Annotated in this window: 16 protein-coding genes; 14 read left to right on the top strand and 2 right to left on the bottom strand. The window is 29.8% G+C overall.

The window, feature by feature from the left end; all coding sequences use genetic code 11:
- Positions 1-54: 54 nt before the first annotated feature.
- The 3 genes from C0982_RS04240 (at position 55) to C0982_RS04230 (ending at position 4964) form a co-directional block, all read left to right on the top strand.
- Positions 55-816: a peptidylprolyl isomerase gene (locus C0982_RS04240; protein ID WP_101772973.1), complete on the top strand. Its 762-nt coding sequence runs from the start codon at positions 55-57 to the stop codon at positions 814-816.
- 187 nt (positions 817-1003) lie between these two features.
- Positions 1004-3172: an ABC transporter ATP-binding protein gene (locus tag C0982_RS04235; RefSeq protein WP_101772972.1), complete on the top strand. Its 2169-nt coding sequence runs from the start codon at positions 1004-1006 to the stop codon at positions 3170-3172.
- Positions 3156-4964 (top strand): ABC transporter ATP-binding protein, encoded by a 1809-nt coding sequence (locus C0982_RS04230; RefSeq protein WP_101772971.1) that lies wholly within the window; start codon positions 3156-3158, stop codon positions 4962-4964. Before C0982_RS04235 ends, C0982_RS04230 begins: the two co-directional genes overlap by 17 nt.
- A gap of 99 nt (positions 4965-5063) precedes the next feature.
- Here C0982_RS04230 and C0982_RS04225 read toward each other — a convergent pair whose 3' ends face one another.
- Positions 5064-5768, bottom strand: coding sequence for a Crp/Fnr family transcriptional regulator (locus C0982_RS04225; protein ID WP_242961490.1), 705 nt, complete (start codon positions 5766-5768; stop codon positions 5064-5066).
- A 201-nt stretch (positions 5769-5969) separates the two neighbouring features.
- Here C0982_RS04225 and msrB point away from each other — a divergent pair, with 201 nt between their 5' ends.
- From msrB to C0982_RS04210, 3 genes are read left to right on the top strand one after another with little or no spacing between them, the layout of a single operon-like run.
- The gene (gene msrB, locus C0982_RS04220; protein ID WP_101772970.1) at positions 5970-6923 is read left to right on the top strand and encodes a peptide-methionine (R)-S-oxide reductase MsrB; all 954 of its coding nucleotides are present in this window, start codon (positions 5970-5972) and stop codon (positions 6921-6923) included.
- Between the two features lie 11 nt (positions 6924-6934).
- Positions 6935-8182: an alanine--tRNA ligase-related protein gene (locus tag C0982_RS04215; protein WP_101772969.1), complete on the top strand. Its 1248-nt coding sequence runs from the start codon at positions 6935-6937 to the stop codon at positions 8180-8182.
- A gap of 21 nt (positions 8183-8203) precedes the next feature.
- Positions 8204-8521 carry a hypothetical protein gene (locus C0982_RS04210; RefSeq protein WP_101772968.1) on the top strand — a complete coding sequence of 106 codons (318 nt, stop codon included), beginning with the start codon at positions 8204-8206 and terminating at the stop codon, positions 8519-8521.
- A gap of 38 nt (positions 8522-8559) precedes the next feature.
- On the opposite strand, the gene C0982_RS04205 is transcribed toward C0982_RS04210, so the two are convergent.
- Positions 8560-9150 (bottom strand): hypothetical protein, encoded by a 591-nt coding sequence (locus tag C0982_RS04205; RefSeq protein ID WP_101772967.1) that lies wholly within the window; start codon positions 9148-9150, stop codon positions 8560-8562.
- 182 nt (positions 9151-9332) lie between these two features.
- Between C0982_RS04205 and C0982_RS04200 the strand changes: the two genes are divergently transcribed.
- The 8 genes from C0982_RS04200 to C0982_RS04165 all read left to right on the top strand — a co-directional run bounded on the left by C0982_RS04200 (position 9333) and on the right by C0982_RS04165 (position 16438).
- Entirely contained in the window at positions 9333-10415 is a 1083-nt protein-coding gene (locus C0982_RS04200) for a protein kinase domain-containing protein (RefSeq protein WP_101772966.1), read from the top strand.
- A 180-nt stretch (positions 10416-10595) separates the two neighbouring features.
- Positions 10596-11345 carry a 30S ribosomal protein S2 gene (gene rpsB / locus C0982_RS04195; protein ID WP_101772965.1) on the top strand — a complete coding sequence of 250 codons (750 nt, stop codon included), beginning with the start codon at positions 10596-10598 and terminating at the stop codon, positions 11343-11345.
- A gap of 97 nt (positions 11346-11442) precedes the next feature.
- Positions 11443-12357, top strand: a complete 915-nt coding sequence (gene tsf / locus C0982_RS04190; RefSeq protein WP_101772964.1) for a translation elongation factor Ts — start codon at positions 11443-11445, stop codon at positions 12355-12357.
- Between the two features lie 153 nt (positions 12358-12510).
- On the top strand, positions 12511-13215 hold the full coding sequence (gene pyrH / locus C0982_RS04185; protein WP_101772963.1) for a UMP kinase: 705 nt from the start codon (positions 12511-12513) through the stop codon (positions 13213-13215).
- A gap of 39 nt (positions 13216-13254) precedes the next feature.
- Positions 13255-13812: a ribosome recycling factor gene (frr, locus tag C0982_RS04180; RefSeq protein WP_101772962.1), complete on the top strand. Its 558-nt coding sequence runs from the start codon at positions 13255-13257 to the stop codon at positions 13810-13812.
- A 197-nt stretch (positions 13813-14009) separates the two neighbouring features.
- A complete protein-coding gene (locus tag C0982_RS04175; protein ID WP_101772961.1) occupies positions 14010-14741 on the top strand; it encodes an isoprenyl transferase in 732 nt (243 codons plus the stop codon).
- 16 nt (positions 14742-14757) lie between these two features.
- Positions 14758-15537, top strand: a complete 780-nt coding sequence (locus C0982_RS04170; RefSeq protein ID WP_101772960.1) for a phosphatidate cytidylyltransferase — start codon at positions 14758-14760, stop codon at positions 15535-15537.
- A gap of 16 nt (positions 15538-15553) precedes the next feature.
- On the top strand, positions 15554-16438 hold the full coding sequence (locus C0982_RS04165) for a DUF4846 domain-containing protein (protein WP_101772959.1): 885 nt from the start codon (positions 15554-15556) through the stop codon (positions 16436-16438).
- Positions 16439-16693: the final 255 nt, after the last annotated feature.

Genomic DNA, 16693 nt, shown 5'->3' with positions numbered 1-16693 from the left:
CTAAAAATGATATCATTAGGTTTGTACATAAATGTTTAACAATGGAGGAATAATATGACAGAATTAAGCTTTTTAGCAAAAGTTGGAGACAAAGAAATAACAAGTGCGGATTTAGAATCTGCAATTAATGGACTAGATCAGCGTCAAAGAGCACAGTTTGACAATGAAGAAGGAAGAAAGAGAATATTAGCGGATTTAATAAACCAAGAACTATTTTATTTAGATGCTTTAGACTCTAAGATGGACGAAGATGAAAATTTCGTAAAAGAAATGGAACTAATAAAGGAAAACATGCTAAAGCAGTATGCAATAAATGCATGCCTTTCAAGCGTAAAAGTTGATGAAGATGAAAAAATTAAGTTCTATGAAGAAAATAAGGATCAGTTTATAAATCCTGAAACTGTAACAGCAAAGCACATATTAGTTGATAATGAAGAATTAGCAAACGATATTGAAAAAATGCTTAATAAGAAGGAAATATCTTTTGAAGATGCTGCAGTTAAATATTCAAGCTGTCCTTCAAACATGAGTGGAGGAGATTTAGGAACATTTGGAAGAGGACAAATGGTTCCAGAATTTGAAGATGCTGCATTCGATTTAGCAGTAGGAAAAATATCTTCACCTGTTAAGACTCAGTTTGGTTACCATATAATTACAGTAGAAGATCATTCAGAATCTAAGCAAGCTGAATATGAAGAAGTAAAAAGTGAAGTTGAAAATTCACTAATATACAAGAAACAAAACGAAGCTTTTGTTTCAAAGTTGACAGATTTAACTGAAAAGTATAAAGATATTTTGGTTATAAATAACAAATAATAAATAAGATTATCTATTAAAAATAAGGGATTCAATTATTAATTGAGTCCCTTATTTTATTTAATTATTTAATTTTAATACGATATTTGCTAATCTTTTTTATTTAAAGACTATTTAAGTATACTGATAGATAAATAAAAATAATAGTGATATAATAAGTATAAATATTTTTTAGAAAGGAGCATTTATGAGAGTTATACTTTCTTATTTTAAAAAACATATTCCGGCTGTACTTGCACTGGTGATTGCGCTGTGTCTTCAGGTTAAGTTTGAACTTTTATTACCAGAATATACTTCAAATATAGTAAATATTGGTATACAGCAAGGTGGAATAGAAGATTCAGTTCCTTCGATTGTAGATGAAAATACGTATGCTACACTATTGTCCTTATCGAAAACTGAATATAAAACTAAAATAGCTCAATCATATGAGCTTTGGTCTCCAAGCTCAAACGATAAAAAGAATATAGAAATTCAAAAAAATAACCGTAATTCAGAACTTGTACAAAAGAATAATTATAAAGAAAACTATTACTTATTGAAAGAAGATGCTAATAGAGTTGAGTTAGAGAGATACATGATGGATTCCTTCGTGAGGTTAGCTAGCTATATCAGCAAAAATCCTAAAATAGCCGGTAGTGAAGAGTTCTTAAAATTAAATGTCAGTGAAAATTCTCCTGATTTTATTAAAAAACAAATAGGAATTAAAATGGTGGAAAGCATCTATAAAAAGAATGGAATAGATGTATCTAGCATGCAAAAGGGATATCTATGGAAAACAGGATTTAAAATGCTTGCTATATCCTTAATTGCAGTTTTATTTTCAGTATTTGTAAATTTTATTGCTGCTATTATATCAGCAAGGGTATCTAAAGATGCAAGAGTTGATTCATATAAGAAAGTTCTAAAGTTTTCAAATTTAGAAATGGATAAATTTTCTATTGCATCGCTTATATCTAGAACGACAAATGATATACAGCAAGTGCAACAATCATCAGTTCTAGTTCTAAAGTTTTTATTTTATGGACCAATTATGGCAATAGGCGCGTTTGTAAAAGTTTTAGAGCTAGATATATCTACTGTGTGGATTATAGCTCTTGCAGTAATTATGACAATTATGTCAATTGCAGTAATCATGATGAAAGCACTTCCGAAGTTTAAAATTATTCAGACTGTTGTTGATAAACTAAACTTAGTTACGAGGGAGTTTATATCTGGAATAGAAGTAAACAGAGTGTTTGGAACAAGTGCTTACGAAGAAAAAAGATTTGATAAAGTAAATGATGAGCTAACCTCTATTAACTTATTTATAGGAAGAGTAATGTCTGCATTAGAACCCACAATGATATTCATAATGAATGGTGCAATGCTATTAATTATATGGGTAGGAGCGAAATATATAGAAGCTGGAAGTCTTCAAGTTGGAGATATGATGGCTCTTATGCAATATTCTATGCAGATAATAATGTCATTTTTATTTATTTCGATGATATCAATTTTACTTCCAAGAGCAGTAGTAAGTGCAAATAGAATAGGGGAAGTAATCAAAAGTGATATATCGATTAAGGACGAGGGTAGTGTTTCTAAATTTGAGGAAGAAGGTTCACTTGTTTTTAAAAATGTATATTTTAGATATGATGGAGCTCAAAATAATGTGATAGAAGATATTAACTTCAGTTTAAAAAAGGGTGAAACTTTAGCAATAATAGGATCTACCGGATCTGGAAAAAGTACAATAGTAAATTTGATACCAAGATTTTTGGAAATTAGCAGCGGAAGCATATTATTAGATAACGTAGATATCAGAGAAATTCCAATGAAAATACTTAGGGAAAAAATATCTTTAGTTACTCAAAACGCAGTTATTTTCTCCGGAACTATAGCTTCTAATATAGAATACGGCAAGAGTATTCCTAATATTAATAGAATGAAAAACGCGGCTGATATTTCACAACTTTCTGACTTTATAGAAAGTCAAAAAGACAAATTTGACAGCACTGTTGAACAAGGGGGTGCGAATCTCTCTGGAGGACAAAAGCAAAGAGTATCAATAGCTAGAGCATTATCAAGAAATGCAGAAATAATAATTTTTGACGATAGTTTTTCTGCTCTTGACTCAAAGACAGATAGAAAATTACGATCAGAAATGAAAAAAAAATTACTAGATAAATCCTTAATTATTGTTGCTCAGAGGATAAATACTATTATGGATGCGGATCAAATTATCGTGTTAGATGATGGTAAAATAGTTGGTAAGGGGAGACACAAGGATTTAATAAAAACATGTGATACGTATTATGAAATTGCAAAATCGCAGTTGACAGAGGAGGAACTAGCTAATGAAATCAAAAAATAAAAGAGTAGATTCTTCCAATAAGATATTTATCAGTACGATGATGAGAATACTCAGGTATATGAAAAAAGACTACCTAAATCTTTTGATAGTAGTTATTTTCTCTATAGCATCAACTATTTTTTTAATTGTTGGACCTAAGATTATGGGAAAAGCAACAACAGAAATATTTAATGGTGTAATAAGAAAAATAGGAAATGCACAAGAAGGTATAGATTTTTCGTATATACTCAAGCTTGTGTTGATTCTTTTATTGCTATACACTATTAGTTCAATTTTCTCATTTATACAGTCGTATATAATGACTGGCATTGCTCAGAGAGTATCATACAACTTGAGAAAAGATATTGCGGAAAAACTTAATAATTTGCCTATATCATGTTTTGATAAAAATAGCAAAGGAGATATTATTTCTAGAGTTACAAATGATGTTGATACTCTAGGTCAGACGTTAAATCAGAACTTGATGAGTATGGTAGTTTCTGTAGTTAGAGTAGTCGGAGTTTTTATAATGATGTTATCAATAAACTTTACTATGACATTGTCTGCAATTGTTATTTTACCAATTACCGTAGTTTTACTATCTATAATTATAAAAAAATCGCAGCATTATTTTAGAATGCAACAAGACTATCTTGGTAAAGTGAATGGAAAAGTTGAAGAAAGTTTTTCTGGACAAAATGTTATAAAAGCTTATAACGGTGAAAAATTTGAAGAACTTGAGTTTAAATCAATAAATAACGAATTATATCAATCAGGGTGGAAATCACAATTTTTATCAAGTGTAATGATGCCAATAATGATGTTTGTCGGAAACCTTGGATATGTAATAGTTACTATTTTGGGTGGATATATGGCTATACTTGGAAAAATAACAGTGGGTGATATTCAAGCATTTATACAGTATATGAGATCTTTTACTCAGCCTCTAAATCAGATTGCCCAGATGATAGCATTATTTCAATCTACTGTTGCTGCTGCAGGAAGAGTGTTTGAATTTTTAGATGAACCTGAAATTGATAATACTCAGAATGGATTAATATCAGACGAAGATTTTAAAGGGCATATAGAATTTAAAAATGTTAAATTTGGATATGAAAAAGATAAAATAATAATAAACGATTTTAATTTAGATGTTAAGCCAGGTCAAAAAATTGCAATTGTAGGACCTACAGGAGCTGGTAAAACTACTTTGGTAAAATTGCTGATGAGATTTTATGATACAACTGATGGAACGATATATTTAGACGGTAGAGATATACAAACTCTTGAAGTCACAGAGTATAGAAAAAGATTTGCAATGGTATTGCAGGATACATGGTTGTTTAGTGGCACAATAATGGAAAATTTAAGATATGGTAAGTTAGACGCTACCGATGAAGAAGTTTATCAAGCTGCAAGAATGGCTAGTGCAGATAGATTTATACTTACTCAAAAGGATGGATATGAAACTATATTAACAGAAGATACTAAAAACATATCTCAAGGTCAAAAGCAGCTTCTAACAATAGCAAGAGCGATATTATCAAATCCTAAAATTTTAATTTTAGATGAAGCAACTAGCTCAGTTGATACTCGTACTGAAGAGTTGATACAAAATGCTATGGACAGGCTGATAGAAAATAGGACTAGCTTTATAATAGCTCATAGACTATCAACTATTAGAAATGCGGATTTGATTTTAGTCTTAGAAGATGGAGACATAGTAGAACAAGGTTCACACGATGAATTAATAAAAAAAGATGGTGCTTACAAAAAATTATATAATTCTCAGTATGAGGACGTGGTGGAGTAAGTAAGCAGTTATATAATTTGACTTAATATTAAGAAATAGAAACAAAAATAAAAAAATAGCTGGTATTTATTACCAGCTATTTTTCTATAAATAATACAATTAAAAATTATCACTAAAATAGTCATCACTCAACAGTGTAAACATATTCTTATTGAAGTCTATAATATGTTCTTCTTTTAAATTGCCGAGTTCTCTAGATAACGAGCTTCTATCTACTCCTAGAAAATCAGCCATTTCATTTCTTGAAAATGGAATTTTAAATACTTTTGAATCTGTTTTTAAGGCGAATGTTTTTAAAAAATGTATTATTTTATCACGTGTATTTCTTTTTGAGAGTAAGTTGATTTTAGACAGTAGTATCATATTTTTTTCTGCAAAAATACTAAGCATTCTAGAAATCAAGTTGTATTTTTCTTGAAGTATTTCAATATCAGAATTTTTTCCAATAGAAAGCAGGTTTTTTGTATCAATTGTTAGGATTCTTGTATCGCATGTCACAGTAGCTGTAACGGGGCTAATTTTATTTTCTGTCAAAGAAAAAACTTCAGCAAAAATTTTACCTTTCTGCAAAATATCAATAATATTTCTATTACCAGATTCATCATATTTTGATAAAATGACTTCTCCGTCTAAAATAATACAAATATTATTATAAATATCTCCCTCCATAAAAATTGTCTGCTTTTTTTTAATTAACTGAGTAGTCGCACCGGAGTGCTCCAAAAAACTAGATAAAGATTCTTCAGAAAAATCTTTAAAAATATTAACACTTTTAAGAATTTTTATATATTTACTATCAATCAAATTTACAGCCTCCAGTCATATTTGCTAAATTAAAAATAACACAATTATTTATTTGATATAGTACCATAATATTAGTAAAATATACAGTAGTAATAAAAAAATAGCATTTAAGTTTACACTGAGTAATTTGAGGGAATATACTAACAATAGGAATGATTATGCGAATAATAGAAATAAATATATAGGGAAGGATTGATATTAATGAATAAATTAGCGACTTTTGCAGGTGGATGTTTTTGGTGCATGGTAAAACCATACACAGCGTATAGTGGCGTGAAAAATGTGGTCAGTGGCTACACAGGAGGACAGACAGAAAATCCAACTTATAAAGAGGTCTGTACAGGAAATACTGGTCATTACGAAGCAATTCAAATTGAATATGATGAAAATGAAATAACTTATGAGGAATTATTAGATATTTATTGGAAACAAATTGATCCAACTGATGCATATGGTCAATTTGCTGATAGAGGCGAACAGTATAGAACAGCTATATTTTGTCATGATGAACAGCAAAAGGTACAGGCATTAGAATCTAAAAGAAAAATTGAAAAAGAAAAATTCCAAGGAAAAGAAATAGCAACACAGATACTTGATGCGGGGATATTTTATCCAGCAGAAGAGAATCATCAGAACTACTACAAAAAAATGAGAGACCACTATAATGTGTATTATAAAAATTCAGGCAGATATGGATTTATTAAATCACATTGGGATAGACAAAATGTAAATAGGGAAGAAGTAAAAGAAAAGCTTTCTTCTATACAATTTGAAGTTACTCAAAACGACATGACTGAAGTACCTTTTGAAAATGAATATTATAATAATTTTGAAAAAGGTATATACGTAGATGTTGTTAGTGGAGAACCATTATTTAGTTCGACTGATAAATTTAATTCTGGGTGCGGTTGGCCAGCATTTACAAAGCCAATAAAAGAAACCGCACTTATCTATAGAAGTGACTTTGTATATGGCATGGATAGAACTGAAGTTAGAAGCCATGAGTCAAATAGTCATCTTGGACACGTATTTGATGACGGTCCGGAAGAAACTGGGGGCAATAGATATTGTATAAATTCTGCATCTTTAAAGTTCATCCCATATGATAAAATGGAAGAATGTGGTTATGGACAATATAAAAAATATGTGGAATAGGTGAAATATTTATGGAAGAACTATATTACAGAGAAAGATATAAACAGAGTGCTGAAGTAATAATTGAAAAAATAATCGAAAAAGATGATAAATTGGGTATTGTCCTCAATGAAACCGTTCTCTTTCCTGGAGGTGGGGGTCAAATTTCTGATATAGGTATTATGAAAAGTCTAAAAAATGTCGATTATAAAATTTGCAAAGTAGAGGAAAGCAGTGACGGAGAAATAGTACATTATATAAATGAAAGAGTATGTCCTGTTTCAATTGGAGAATCAGTTTGTATATCATTAGATTGGGATAGACGTAAGGATTCAATGCAGCAACATACAGGTCAACACGTACTATCTGGAGTATTTTTTAAATTATTTGGAAGAAATACTAAATCTATACATATAGGAAAAGACACATCTGAACTAGTGATTGAAGGTGAGTTTACAGAAGATATGGTAAATGAAGTGGAAAGATTTTCGAATGATTCCATTAATAAAGAATTAGTAATTGAAAATTTTGAAATTGATACTAATAACGGTTCTATAACAACAAGACGACCAATTCCCAAGTCTGAAAATCCAATACGAATTCTTAAAATTGGAAATTTAGACACAGCTGCATGTTGTGGAGTACATTTATATAATACAAAAGATTTAGGTCTTATAAAAATAAAAAAATTTTATAAGTTTAAAGGAGATACAAAATTAGAATTTTTAGTTGGAAAAAGAGCGGTAGATTATATTTTATCTAGAGATGTGATATTTTCAAAAGTATTAAATAAGTTTAATTCAGGAGAAAGTAATATTGCGAACTCTATAGAAAACTTAGAAATAAAGAAAGATGAATTTTATTATAAATACAAATACTCACTGGGAAAGGCTTTAAAAGCAGATTCTTATGAACTAGTAGAAAACTGTAATAGAAATATTAAAAATAATTTAGTCATAAAAAAAACATTTTTAAATGAAGAGCAGTGGTATATCGATGAACTAGCAAAGTATATAACAGAAAGATATGACTCAATAGTAATATTTGAGAACAGAGCTAAAGGTGCTGCACACATTAATATACAGGGTTCTAAGGTGGTTGTTGACGAAAACTCATTGAATATAGGAAACGACTTTAAAATCAATAAACATCTTTCTGATTTAAAAGGTGGAGGATCTAGATATATGGCTCAAGGTGTAACTAATAATATAAAAGAAATTGACATTTTTAGCGATTATATTTATTCTATATATTGTGGAAAATTAGATATTATAATATAAAGTGTAATTTGGGGGTTATAAATGTCAATATCAGGAACGATTATTCTAATAGCAATGTCATTATTTGCTATTTATTGTATGGTAGGAAAAAATGGAAGAGGATATAAAAATTATGTGATAAGAAATTCTGTAGGAGTGTATATTCTTATACTAGGATTATTATCTATTTTGAGATCAGGTAATGGACTAATTCAAAGCCTATATTTAGGTTTGTTTTCAGTTTTATTAGCATTCTTATCTTTGATTATTTTTAAAAAAGAGCCGAAAAGATGTCAAATTTTAAATATTATAGGCATAGTAGTATCTACATACGCGACATATCTATCATATATAAATTGATTAAAAAGAGCTACCAAAAGATGGTAGCTCTTATAAGTTTATTTTTTTATTAATTCATGTCCGTTTACAACTAGAGATATTAACTTGTCTGATTCAATTATTGAATCAAAAGCTATCTTTGAAGATTCTTCAGGATATGAAAAATATCCAGACGCATAAATTATTTTTGAATTTTTGTGAATTTCTTCAGTGCTTACACTTAGTTGACCATTATTAGCAACTAGTTCATTTAGTTTTTCATCAATTAGCTGCTCGTATTTTAGTTTAGAATCGGAATCTAAAACAGTACTTTCCTCAACAAACTTTCCAGGAACATCACTAGTACTACTAAAGGTGAAATTATTTGTAAGTTTAGCAGCAATTAATATCACTATTGAACCCACTAGTATAAAATAAATAAGCTTGACCCAAAACTTTTTTTTAAGTTTAGATTCAAAAGCTTTTTTATTTTTGGTTTGTTGATTTATTTGTTCTCTCATTTTATTTATATCGTACTGTATTACAATATTATCATTATAGGTATTTTTTTGAGTATTGTTCTGAGTTTGCTTGTTGTTTATATAAGCTTTTTTCTTTTCTGCAAAATTTATAGTTTTGCCAGAATTAGCTTTTTTATTCTTTTCACCCAATTTTAACACCTCCATGTATCGTAAATAATAATTACATTATTATGATTATATTAAATTTATCTTGATTAGTCAATAATGATACATAATAAGGATAGAAAGTATTTGATTTTTATGATAAAATTGATATTAGAGTACAAAAATGAATTAGTATTAATAACATTCTTTCGTAGGGGGGAATAATTGTGATTTTTATTGGAAATAGATATGAAATAACTGATAGACCAGTTTATATAGAAGAAAATAAATTATACAATGCGTATGATTCTGAAAAAAATATAAATGTAAAGATTAAAATAATTGAAAATAATAGATATATAAGTATTGATTTTATACCGAATATTATAGACGAAAGTATGTTGATAAATGACCTTAAAAATCCTTATATTCTGAGCATCATAGACGTTGGGGTACAAAGGACTGTAGATAATTTATTGTATTATATAGTGTATGAAGATTTTAGAGGAGTATCATTATCAACTCTAATAAAAGGCGCATATTTACATATGGATGCGTTGGTTAGAATTTCTACTCAAATAACCAAAGCTCTTCAGGCATATGAATCTATTGGCAAATACCATGGCTCGTTAAAGCCAGATGATATATTAGTGGACGATAAGCATGCTATAAAAATAGCAGATTTTGGTATAACAGAAGCAAATAGAGGGACTAATATTAGATGCTCTGGAAATCTAAAATATATGTCTCCGTCACAGCTATCAATAGATTTCACTGATATAAAGACAGACTTATATTGTTTAGGTGTAATACTGTATGAAGCAGTATTCAAAAAATTCCCTTTTCACGAGGCTCACACAGAAAAACAATTGATGAAAGAAATTGACAAAGGTGTTATTTGGTCAAAACAAAACTTGAATAATCAAAATAAGGACTTCATTAATATTATAAAAAAATTATTGGAAAGAAACAAAAATTTAGGTTTTAAAGACTATAATGAGCTTCTTCTAAGTTTGAGTCACTTTATGTATAAAACATCGAAAATATATACAGATGACATTGAAGAAGAAGAGACAGACCTAGAAGCAGTATTAGACAAAACAGGGAGAGTAAATCCCGATGATTTTTATAAAACTAATAAAATATCTCTAAAAGAAATTGATGAAGCTTTAGAAAAGGAAAAAGCTTCACGTAAATTGAGCGTCAAAAGAAATAAAGGAAAAAAGCAAAAGAAAAATTTTAAAAAGATTGCAGTAACTTCTCTTATAGCTATTATTGTCGTTGCTATGTTAATATCGTACTTAGCATAAAAACATTTAGTAAATATAGTTTAATATTATTGTTGACATATTTATACTAGGATGATAAACTAATAGAGGTTATTTAATAAAAACAAAAAAATCAAACACAGTACATGATTCTTAAAAGGTGCCGAAAGGTTTTTTAGGAAGAAGATTGTGCTGGAGGTAAAAACCAAGGAGGAAAAATTAATGTCAGTAATTTCAATGAAACAATTACTTGAAGCTGGTGTACATTTCGGACATCAGACAAGAAGATGGAACCCAAAGATGGCTAAGTATATTTTCACAGAAAGAAATGGAATATATATTATAGACCTTCAGAAAACAGTAAAGAAGATAGACGAAGCTTATAAGTTTATGCAGGAAGTAGCAGAAACAGGAAAGCCAATCTTATTCGTAGGAACAAAGAAGCAAGCTCAGGATGCTATTAGAGATGAAGCACAGAGATGTGGAATGTTCTTCGTAAACGAAAGATGGCTAGGTGGAATGCTTACTAACCATAAGACTATAAAGGGAAGAATAGCAAAGCTTAGAGAATTAGAAGCTAAAGAAGAAGATGGAACTTTCGATGCACTACCAAAGAAAGAAGTAATCAAACTAAGAGCTGAAAAAGATAAGCTAGAAAAATTCTTAGGTGGAATTAAAGATATGCCTGAATTACCAGGTGCATTATATGTAGTTGATCCAAAGAAAGAAACTATTGCTATTAAAGAAGCTAAGAGATTAGGAATACCAGTTATTGGTACAGTAGATACTAACTGTGATCCAGATGATGTTGATTTCCCAATCCCAGCTAATGACGATGCAATAAGAGCTATAAAGTTAATAAGTGGAGCTATGGCTAATGCTATTATTGAAGCTAGACAGGGCGCAGATGATATGGCTGAAGAAAATGTTGAAGAAGCTGTTGAAGCTGATGCAACTACAGAAGAAATGTAATCAATTTACATAAATATGTAAAGCTAGTGGTAAGGGCAATGCCCTTACCATTTTATGAATAAAAACAAATTTATATTTATTACAGGAGGAATTTACTATGGCAACAGCTGTAACTGCACAAAGTGTAAAAGAATTAAGAGAAAAAACAGGCGCTGGTATGATGGACTGCAAGAAGGCTCTTATGGAAGCTGATGGAGACATGGAGAGAGCGATTGATATATTAAGAGAAAAGGGACTTTCAAAGGCTGCAAAGAAAGCTGATAGAGTAGCTGCTGAAGGTTTAGTTACAATTAAAACTAACGAGGACAATTCTGTTGCTGCAATAGTTGAAGTTAACTCTGAAACAGACTTTGTTGCAAAGAACCAGGATTTCCAAGTTCTTGTAACTGATGTTGCAGAAATGGCTTTAGACGGAAATCACGGAAGCCTAGAAGAGCTTTTATCTTCAATGCATAAAGAAGGTAAGGCTCTAAAAGATATTTTAAATGATAGAATTGCTACAATCGGTGAAAAACTAGACATAAGAAGATTTGAAAAAATTTCTTCAAATGGAAAAGTTGCAGGATATGTTCACGGTAATGGTAACATAGGTGTAATAGTTGAACTTGACACAGACTCTAACGATGAAAGAGTACTTTCATTAGGTAAAGATGTTGCTATGCAGGTTGCTGCAATGAATCCTAAGTATATATCTAGAGATGATGTAGATCAGGAATACATAGAACATGAAACTGAAATACTTACTCAGCAGGCATTAAATGAAGGAAAGCCAGCTGCAATAGTTGAAAAGATGGTTGTAGGTAGATTAAACAAGGAACTTAAGGAAGTTTCTCTTCTTGATCAGGCGTTTATTAAAGATTCTGACCTATCAGTTGGAGAATTAGTAGCCAAGGTAGCGAAAGAAGTTGGAAGCGACATAAAGATTACTAGAATGGTAAGATTTGAAGTTGGTGAAGGTCTAGAAAAGAGAGAAGAAAATTTCGCAGATGAAGTTGCAAAGCAACTTAAGTAATTTGTAAATTTAAAGAGAACACTATAGTGTTCTCTTTTTTAGAATAAGGTAGAAAAAAATATATTATAATCTATTTATATAACAATATATTTTATGTATTTTAATTTCTAATATAAAAAATTAAAATAATAATTGTAAAAAGGAGAGTAGCTAATGGACAAACCTATATATAAAAGAGTGTTACTTAAAATAAGCGGAGAAGCACTTTCAGGTGAAGCTGGATTTGGAATAAATAACGATATAGTAAATGATATATCATTAGGAATAAAAGAACTTAATGATGTGGGTGTTGAAGTTGCCGTAGTAGTTGGTGGAGGAAATTTTTGGAGAGGTAGAAGCAACCAAGAAATGGACAGAACAACAGCTGATTACGTTGGTATGCTAGCCACTGTCATGAATGCTATGGCTCTCCAAGATTCATTAGAAAATATTGGCGTTCCAACAAGAGTACAGACTGGTATTGAAATGAGACAAATTGCAGAACCTTATATAAGAAGAAGAGCGGTTAGACACCTAGAAAAGGGAAGAGTAGTAATCTTTGGAGCTGGAACTGGAAATCCATACTTTTCTACAGATACTGCTGCTGCATTAAGAGCTGCAGAAATGGAAGCTGAAGTAATATTACTAGCTAAAAATGTAGATGCAGTATATGATAAGGATCCAAAAGTGCATAGTGATGCGAAAAAATTCACTAGACTTTCTTATATGGAAGTTATAAACAAAGAATTAAAAGTAATGGATTCTACTGCTACGTCACTATGTATGGATAATAAAATTACAATAAAAGTATTTGAATTATCTACTGAAAATATAATAAATGTTGTATATGGAAAAAACATTGGAACTATAGTAGAATAATAGTATAATATATAAAAAGGTATTTACAGGAGGTAGTAAATGAAACTTGATATTCATACTGAATTAGAAGAGCAGATGGACAAAACTATAGAAGCTATGAAGTTTGAATTCGGAACTATAAGAGCTGGAAGAGCAAATGCATCTATGCTGGACAAGATAAGGGTAGATTACTATGGAACACCTACACCTATAAATCAGATGGCAGCAGTAGCAGTTTCTGAAGGAAGGATATTAACTATCACTCCTTGGGATAAGTCAAGTGCTCATGATATAGAAAAAGCAATATCTGAATCTGATATAGGTATTTCTCCATCTAATGATGGATCTGTAATTAGAATTGTTGTACCACCATTAACAGAGGAGAGAAGAAAAGAATTGGCTAAAAAAGTTTCTAAAGCATCTGAAACATTTAAGGTGAGAATAAGAAACGAAAGAAGAGATGCCAATGAAAAAATAAAAAAGATGGAAAAATCTGCAGAGCTTACTGAAGATGATGCAAAAAAAGCAACAGAAGAAGTTCAAAACATCACAGATAAATATGTGAAATTGATAGACACTTTGACAGCAGAAAAAGAAAAAGATATTTTAGAAGTTTAAAATATACTGCTATGAAATTATTTATCTTAAAAAATTAATTTGAAAGCAAGGCCACTAACAAAGTTAATTGTTAAAGTGCCTTGCTTTTTTGTATGTTATCGTGCAATACTAATAGATCTTATGGTATAATTATAGTATCTAAATGATGAAAGGAGTATATTGTTTTCAAAAAAAGTCAGAAAACAATATGATAAAAAATGCAAAACTTATATTATGATATAGATACAAAAAAAATACCCAGTCATATTGCTATAATAATGGATGGAAATGGAAGATGGGCAAAATCTAGATTTATGCCGAGAACATTCGGTCACAAGGCCGGAGTTGAAACAATTAGAAAAGTTGTAAAAGAAGCTTCAAGATTGGGAATAAAATATATAACTTTATACGCATTTTCTACTGAAAACTGGAAACGACCAAAAGAAGAAGTAAACACACTTATGGGATTATTAGTTTCTTATTTGAAAAAAGAGTTGCAAGAACTTGATGAAAATAATGTAAGAATTAGGACTATTGGTGATATAGATGGACTTCCAAAAGTATGTATTGATGAACTAGATGAATCAAAGGAAAAAACAAAAAATAATGATGGATTGGTTTTATCATTAGCTTTAAATTATGGTGGACGAGCAGATATTGTTGATGCAGTAAAAAATATATCAAATCAAGTTAAAGATGGAAATATAGAAGTTGAAGATATAGATGAAATTTTGATATCTAAAACACTAAGTACTAAAGATATTGTAGATCCAGATCTAGTTATCAGAACTAGTGGTGAACAGAGATTGAGTAATTTTTTATTATGGGAAGTCGCTTATTCAGAATTTTATTATACTGATGTACATTGGCCAGATTTTGATGAAAAAGAATTACAAAAGGCTATATTTGATTATCAACAAAGAGATAGGCGTTTTGGCGGAGTGAAGTAAAAAGGAGGAACAATATATGAAACAAAGATTAATTTCAGCTTTAACTATGTTACCCCTTTTGATATTAGTTGTTGTTAGGGGAATTCCTCTTTATATTGGTGGAGCTATTCTAATGATAATTGCATTACATGAATTTTATTCGGTTTTTGAAAATATAAAGCGTTATCCAATAAAAGAACTAGGTTATATTTTCTCAATAATAATGTTAGCTGGTAATGTTATAGGTTGGAATATACAAGAATACTCTTTTGTGCTTTTCTTTATATTTGTAATATCAATTGTATACGTACTAATGCAAAAAAGAGACGTGCTGGATTTATGCATTACTTTTTCAGGGATACTATATGTGTGTTTTTGTTTTAATTTTATAATTTGGACTTGTAATAATATATCAAATGGAGCTATCTATGTATGGCTTATATTTATTATATCTTTTGGAACAGATATTTTTGCATATTTAGTTGGTATTAAATTTGGAAAACATAAATTGATACCCAAAGTTAGCCCAAAAAAAACTATAGAAGGTAGTATTGGTGGCATTTTAGGTAGCATAGCATTTAGCGTGATATTTGGAATTATATTTAATTTAAATATTGGTGTAACTTTAATTATAGCTTTTATTGGAAGTATTATTGCGCAAATGGGTGATTTAATAGCATCTTCAGTAAAAAGATATGCGGGAGTGAAAGACTATGGAAAGTTGATTCCAGGTCATGGAGGAATTCTAGATAGATTTGATAGTGTTTTATTAGTATCTCCTTATGTGTATATAGTATTATTCTATCTTGTTGGGTAGAAAATAGGAGAAAAAAATGAAATCATTAAAAAAAATAAGTGTTTTTATACTTGTAGGAGTTATTTCCATTTCTTTATATGGATGTAGCAGTGATAAAAAAGAAAATAAAAATGCGGAAGACTTGATAAAAATAAATAAAAATGCCAGCGATCTAGTGGATAGATATGAAGTTCCGCATGGTTATAAGCGAGTGGATGCGGAAAAGGATAGTTTTGCAGAATATATCAGACATGAAAAGCTTAAAAATTATGGTGAGAAATCTCTATATTATAATGGCAAAGAAAAAGATAGTGAAGGCGTTTATGATTCAGTGTTTGACGTTGATTTGGAAAATAGGGATTTGCTTCATTGTGCCGACATGTGCTTTAAATTTAGAGGAGATTACCTATATTCTACAGGTCAGTATTCAAAAATAAAATTTCATTTTGTATCAAATGGAATTGCAGACTTTAGTAAGTATGCCGAAGGATATAGGGTAAATCCCGATACTGGTGAATATTATATGAGCACGAATCCATCTACTTCAGAGGAAACATATAAAAAATTTATGAATTTAGTATACGCTTACTCTGGGACACTTTCTTTAGAAAAGGATACTCACAAGATAAATGTGGATCAAATGCAGATAGGAGATATGTTTGTCAGGGGCGGAACACCAGGAACAAAAAGAGTGGGGCATGCTATTATGGTTGTTGATATGGCAGTTGATAATAGTGGGCAGAAAGTATTTATGTTAGCCCAATCGTATATGCCAGCTCAACAGCCACAGATTCTAATTAATAAAAACAATAAAAAAATAAGTCCTTGGTACAGTATAGAAGAAGTAAAAAAATATGGAGAGTTAAAGACTCCTCAGTGGACATTTACGCTTGATGAATTTAAGCGATTTAGCGATATATAATAAAGTTTAAAAAACCTGGAGATTAATTTCCCTAGGTTTTTTTATTTTACAAATAAAATAAGTTGTAGAAAATTCATAATATTTAATTATAAAAACATTATAGATAAAAACAATGTATACCATCTTTAGTATTGTTATATTCATTTTCACATGATATTTTGAATAAAAGATGGAGAGACACTGATAAACAATATATAATGTATAAGTGCTGAAAATAAATAATGAGAGCATAAAAATTTATAAGGAGAAGGAATA

It is taken from the genome of Peptostreptococcus faecalis (assembly GCF_900240845.1).
Lineage (GTDB): Bacteria > Bacillota > Clostridia > Peptostreptococcales > Peptostreptococcaceae > Peptostreptococcus > Peptostreptococcus faecalis.
This window is presented reverse-complemented; position numbering and strand designations above follow the sequence as displayed.

What these genes read in the sequence shown, in the direction of transcription:
- C0982_RS04170 (WP_101772960.1), top strand. Translation starts at nt 14,758, where the DNA reads ATGAAACAAAGATTAATTTCAGCTTTAACTATGTTACCCCTTTTGATA.
- C0982_RS04175 (WP_101772961.1), top strand. Translation starts at nt 14,010, where the DNA reads ATGCAAAACTTATATTATGATATAGATACAAAAAAAATACCCAGTCAT.
- C0982_RS04240 (WP_101772973.1), top strand. Translation starts at nt 55, where the DNA reads ATGACAGAATTAAGCTTTTTAGCAAAAGTTGGAGACAAAGAAATAACA.
- rpsB (WP_101772965.1), top strand. Translation starts at nt 10,596, where the DNA reads ATGTCAGTAATTTCAATGAAACAATTACTTGAAGCTGGTGTACATTTC.
- pyrH (WP_101772963.1), top strand. Translation starts at nt 12,511, where the DNA reads ATGGACAAACCTATATATAAAAGAGTGTTACTTAAAATAAGCGGAGAA.
- C0982_RS04165 (WP_101772959.1), top strand. Translation starts at nt 15,554, where the DNA reads ATGAAATCATTAAAAAAAATAAGTGTTTTTATACTTGTAGGAGTTATT.
- frr (WP_101772962.1), top strand. Translation starts at nt 13,255, where the DNA reads ATGAAACTTGATATTCATACTGAATTAGAAGAGCAGATGGACAAAACT.
- C0982_RS04215 (WP_101772969.1), top strand. Translation starts at nt 6,935, where the DNA reads ATGGAAGAACTATATTACAGAGAAAGATATAAACAGAGTGCTGAAGTA.
- C0982_RS04235 (WP_101772972.1), top strand. Translation starts at nt 1,004, where the DNA reads ATGAGAGTTATACTTTCTTATTTTAAAAAACATATTCCGGCTGTACTT.
- C0982_RS04230 (WP_101772971.1), top strand. Translation starts at nt 3,156, where the DNA reads ATGAAATCAAAAAATAAAAGAGTAGATTCTTCCAATAAGATATTTATC.
- msrB (WP_101772970.1), top strand. Translation starts at nt 5,970, where the DNA reads ATGAATAAATTAGCGACTTTTGCAGGTGGATGTTTTTGGTGCATGGTA.
- C0982_RS04210 (WP_101772968.1), top strand. Translation starts at nt 8,204, where the DNA reads ATGTCAATATCAGGAACGATTATTCTAATAGCAATGTCATTATTTGCT.
- tsf (WP_101772964.1), top strand. Translation starts at nt 11,443, where the DNA reads ATGGCAACAGCTGTAACTGCACAAAGTGTAAAAGAATTAAGAGAAAAA.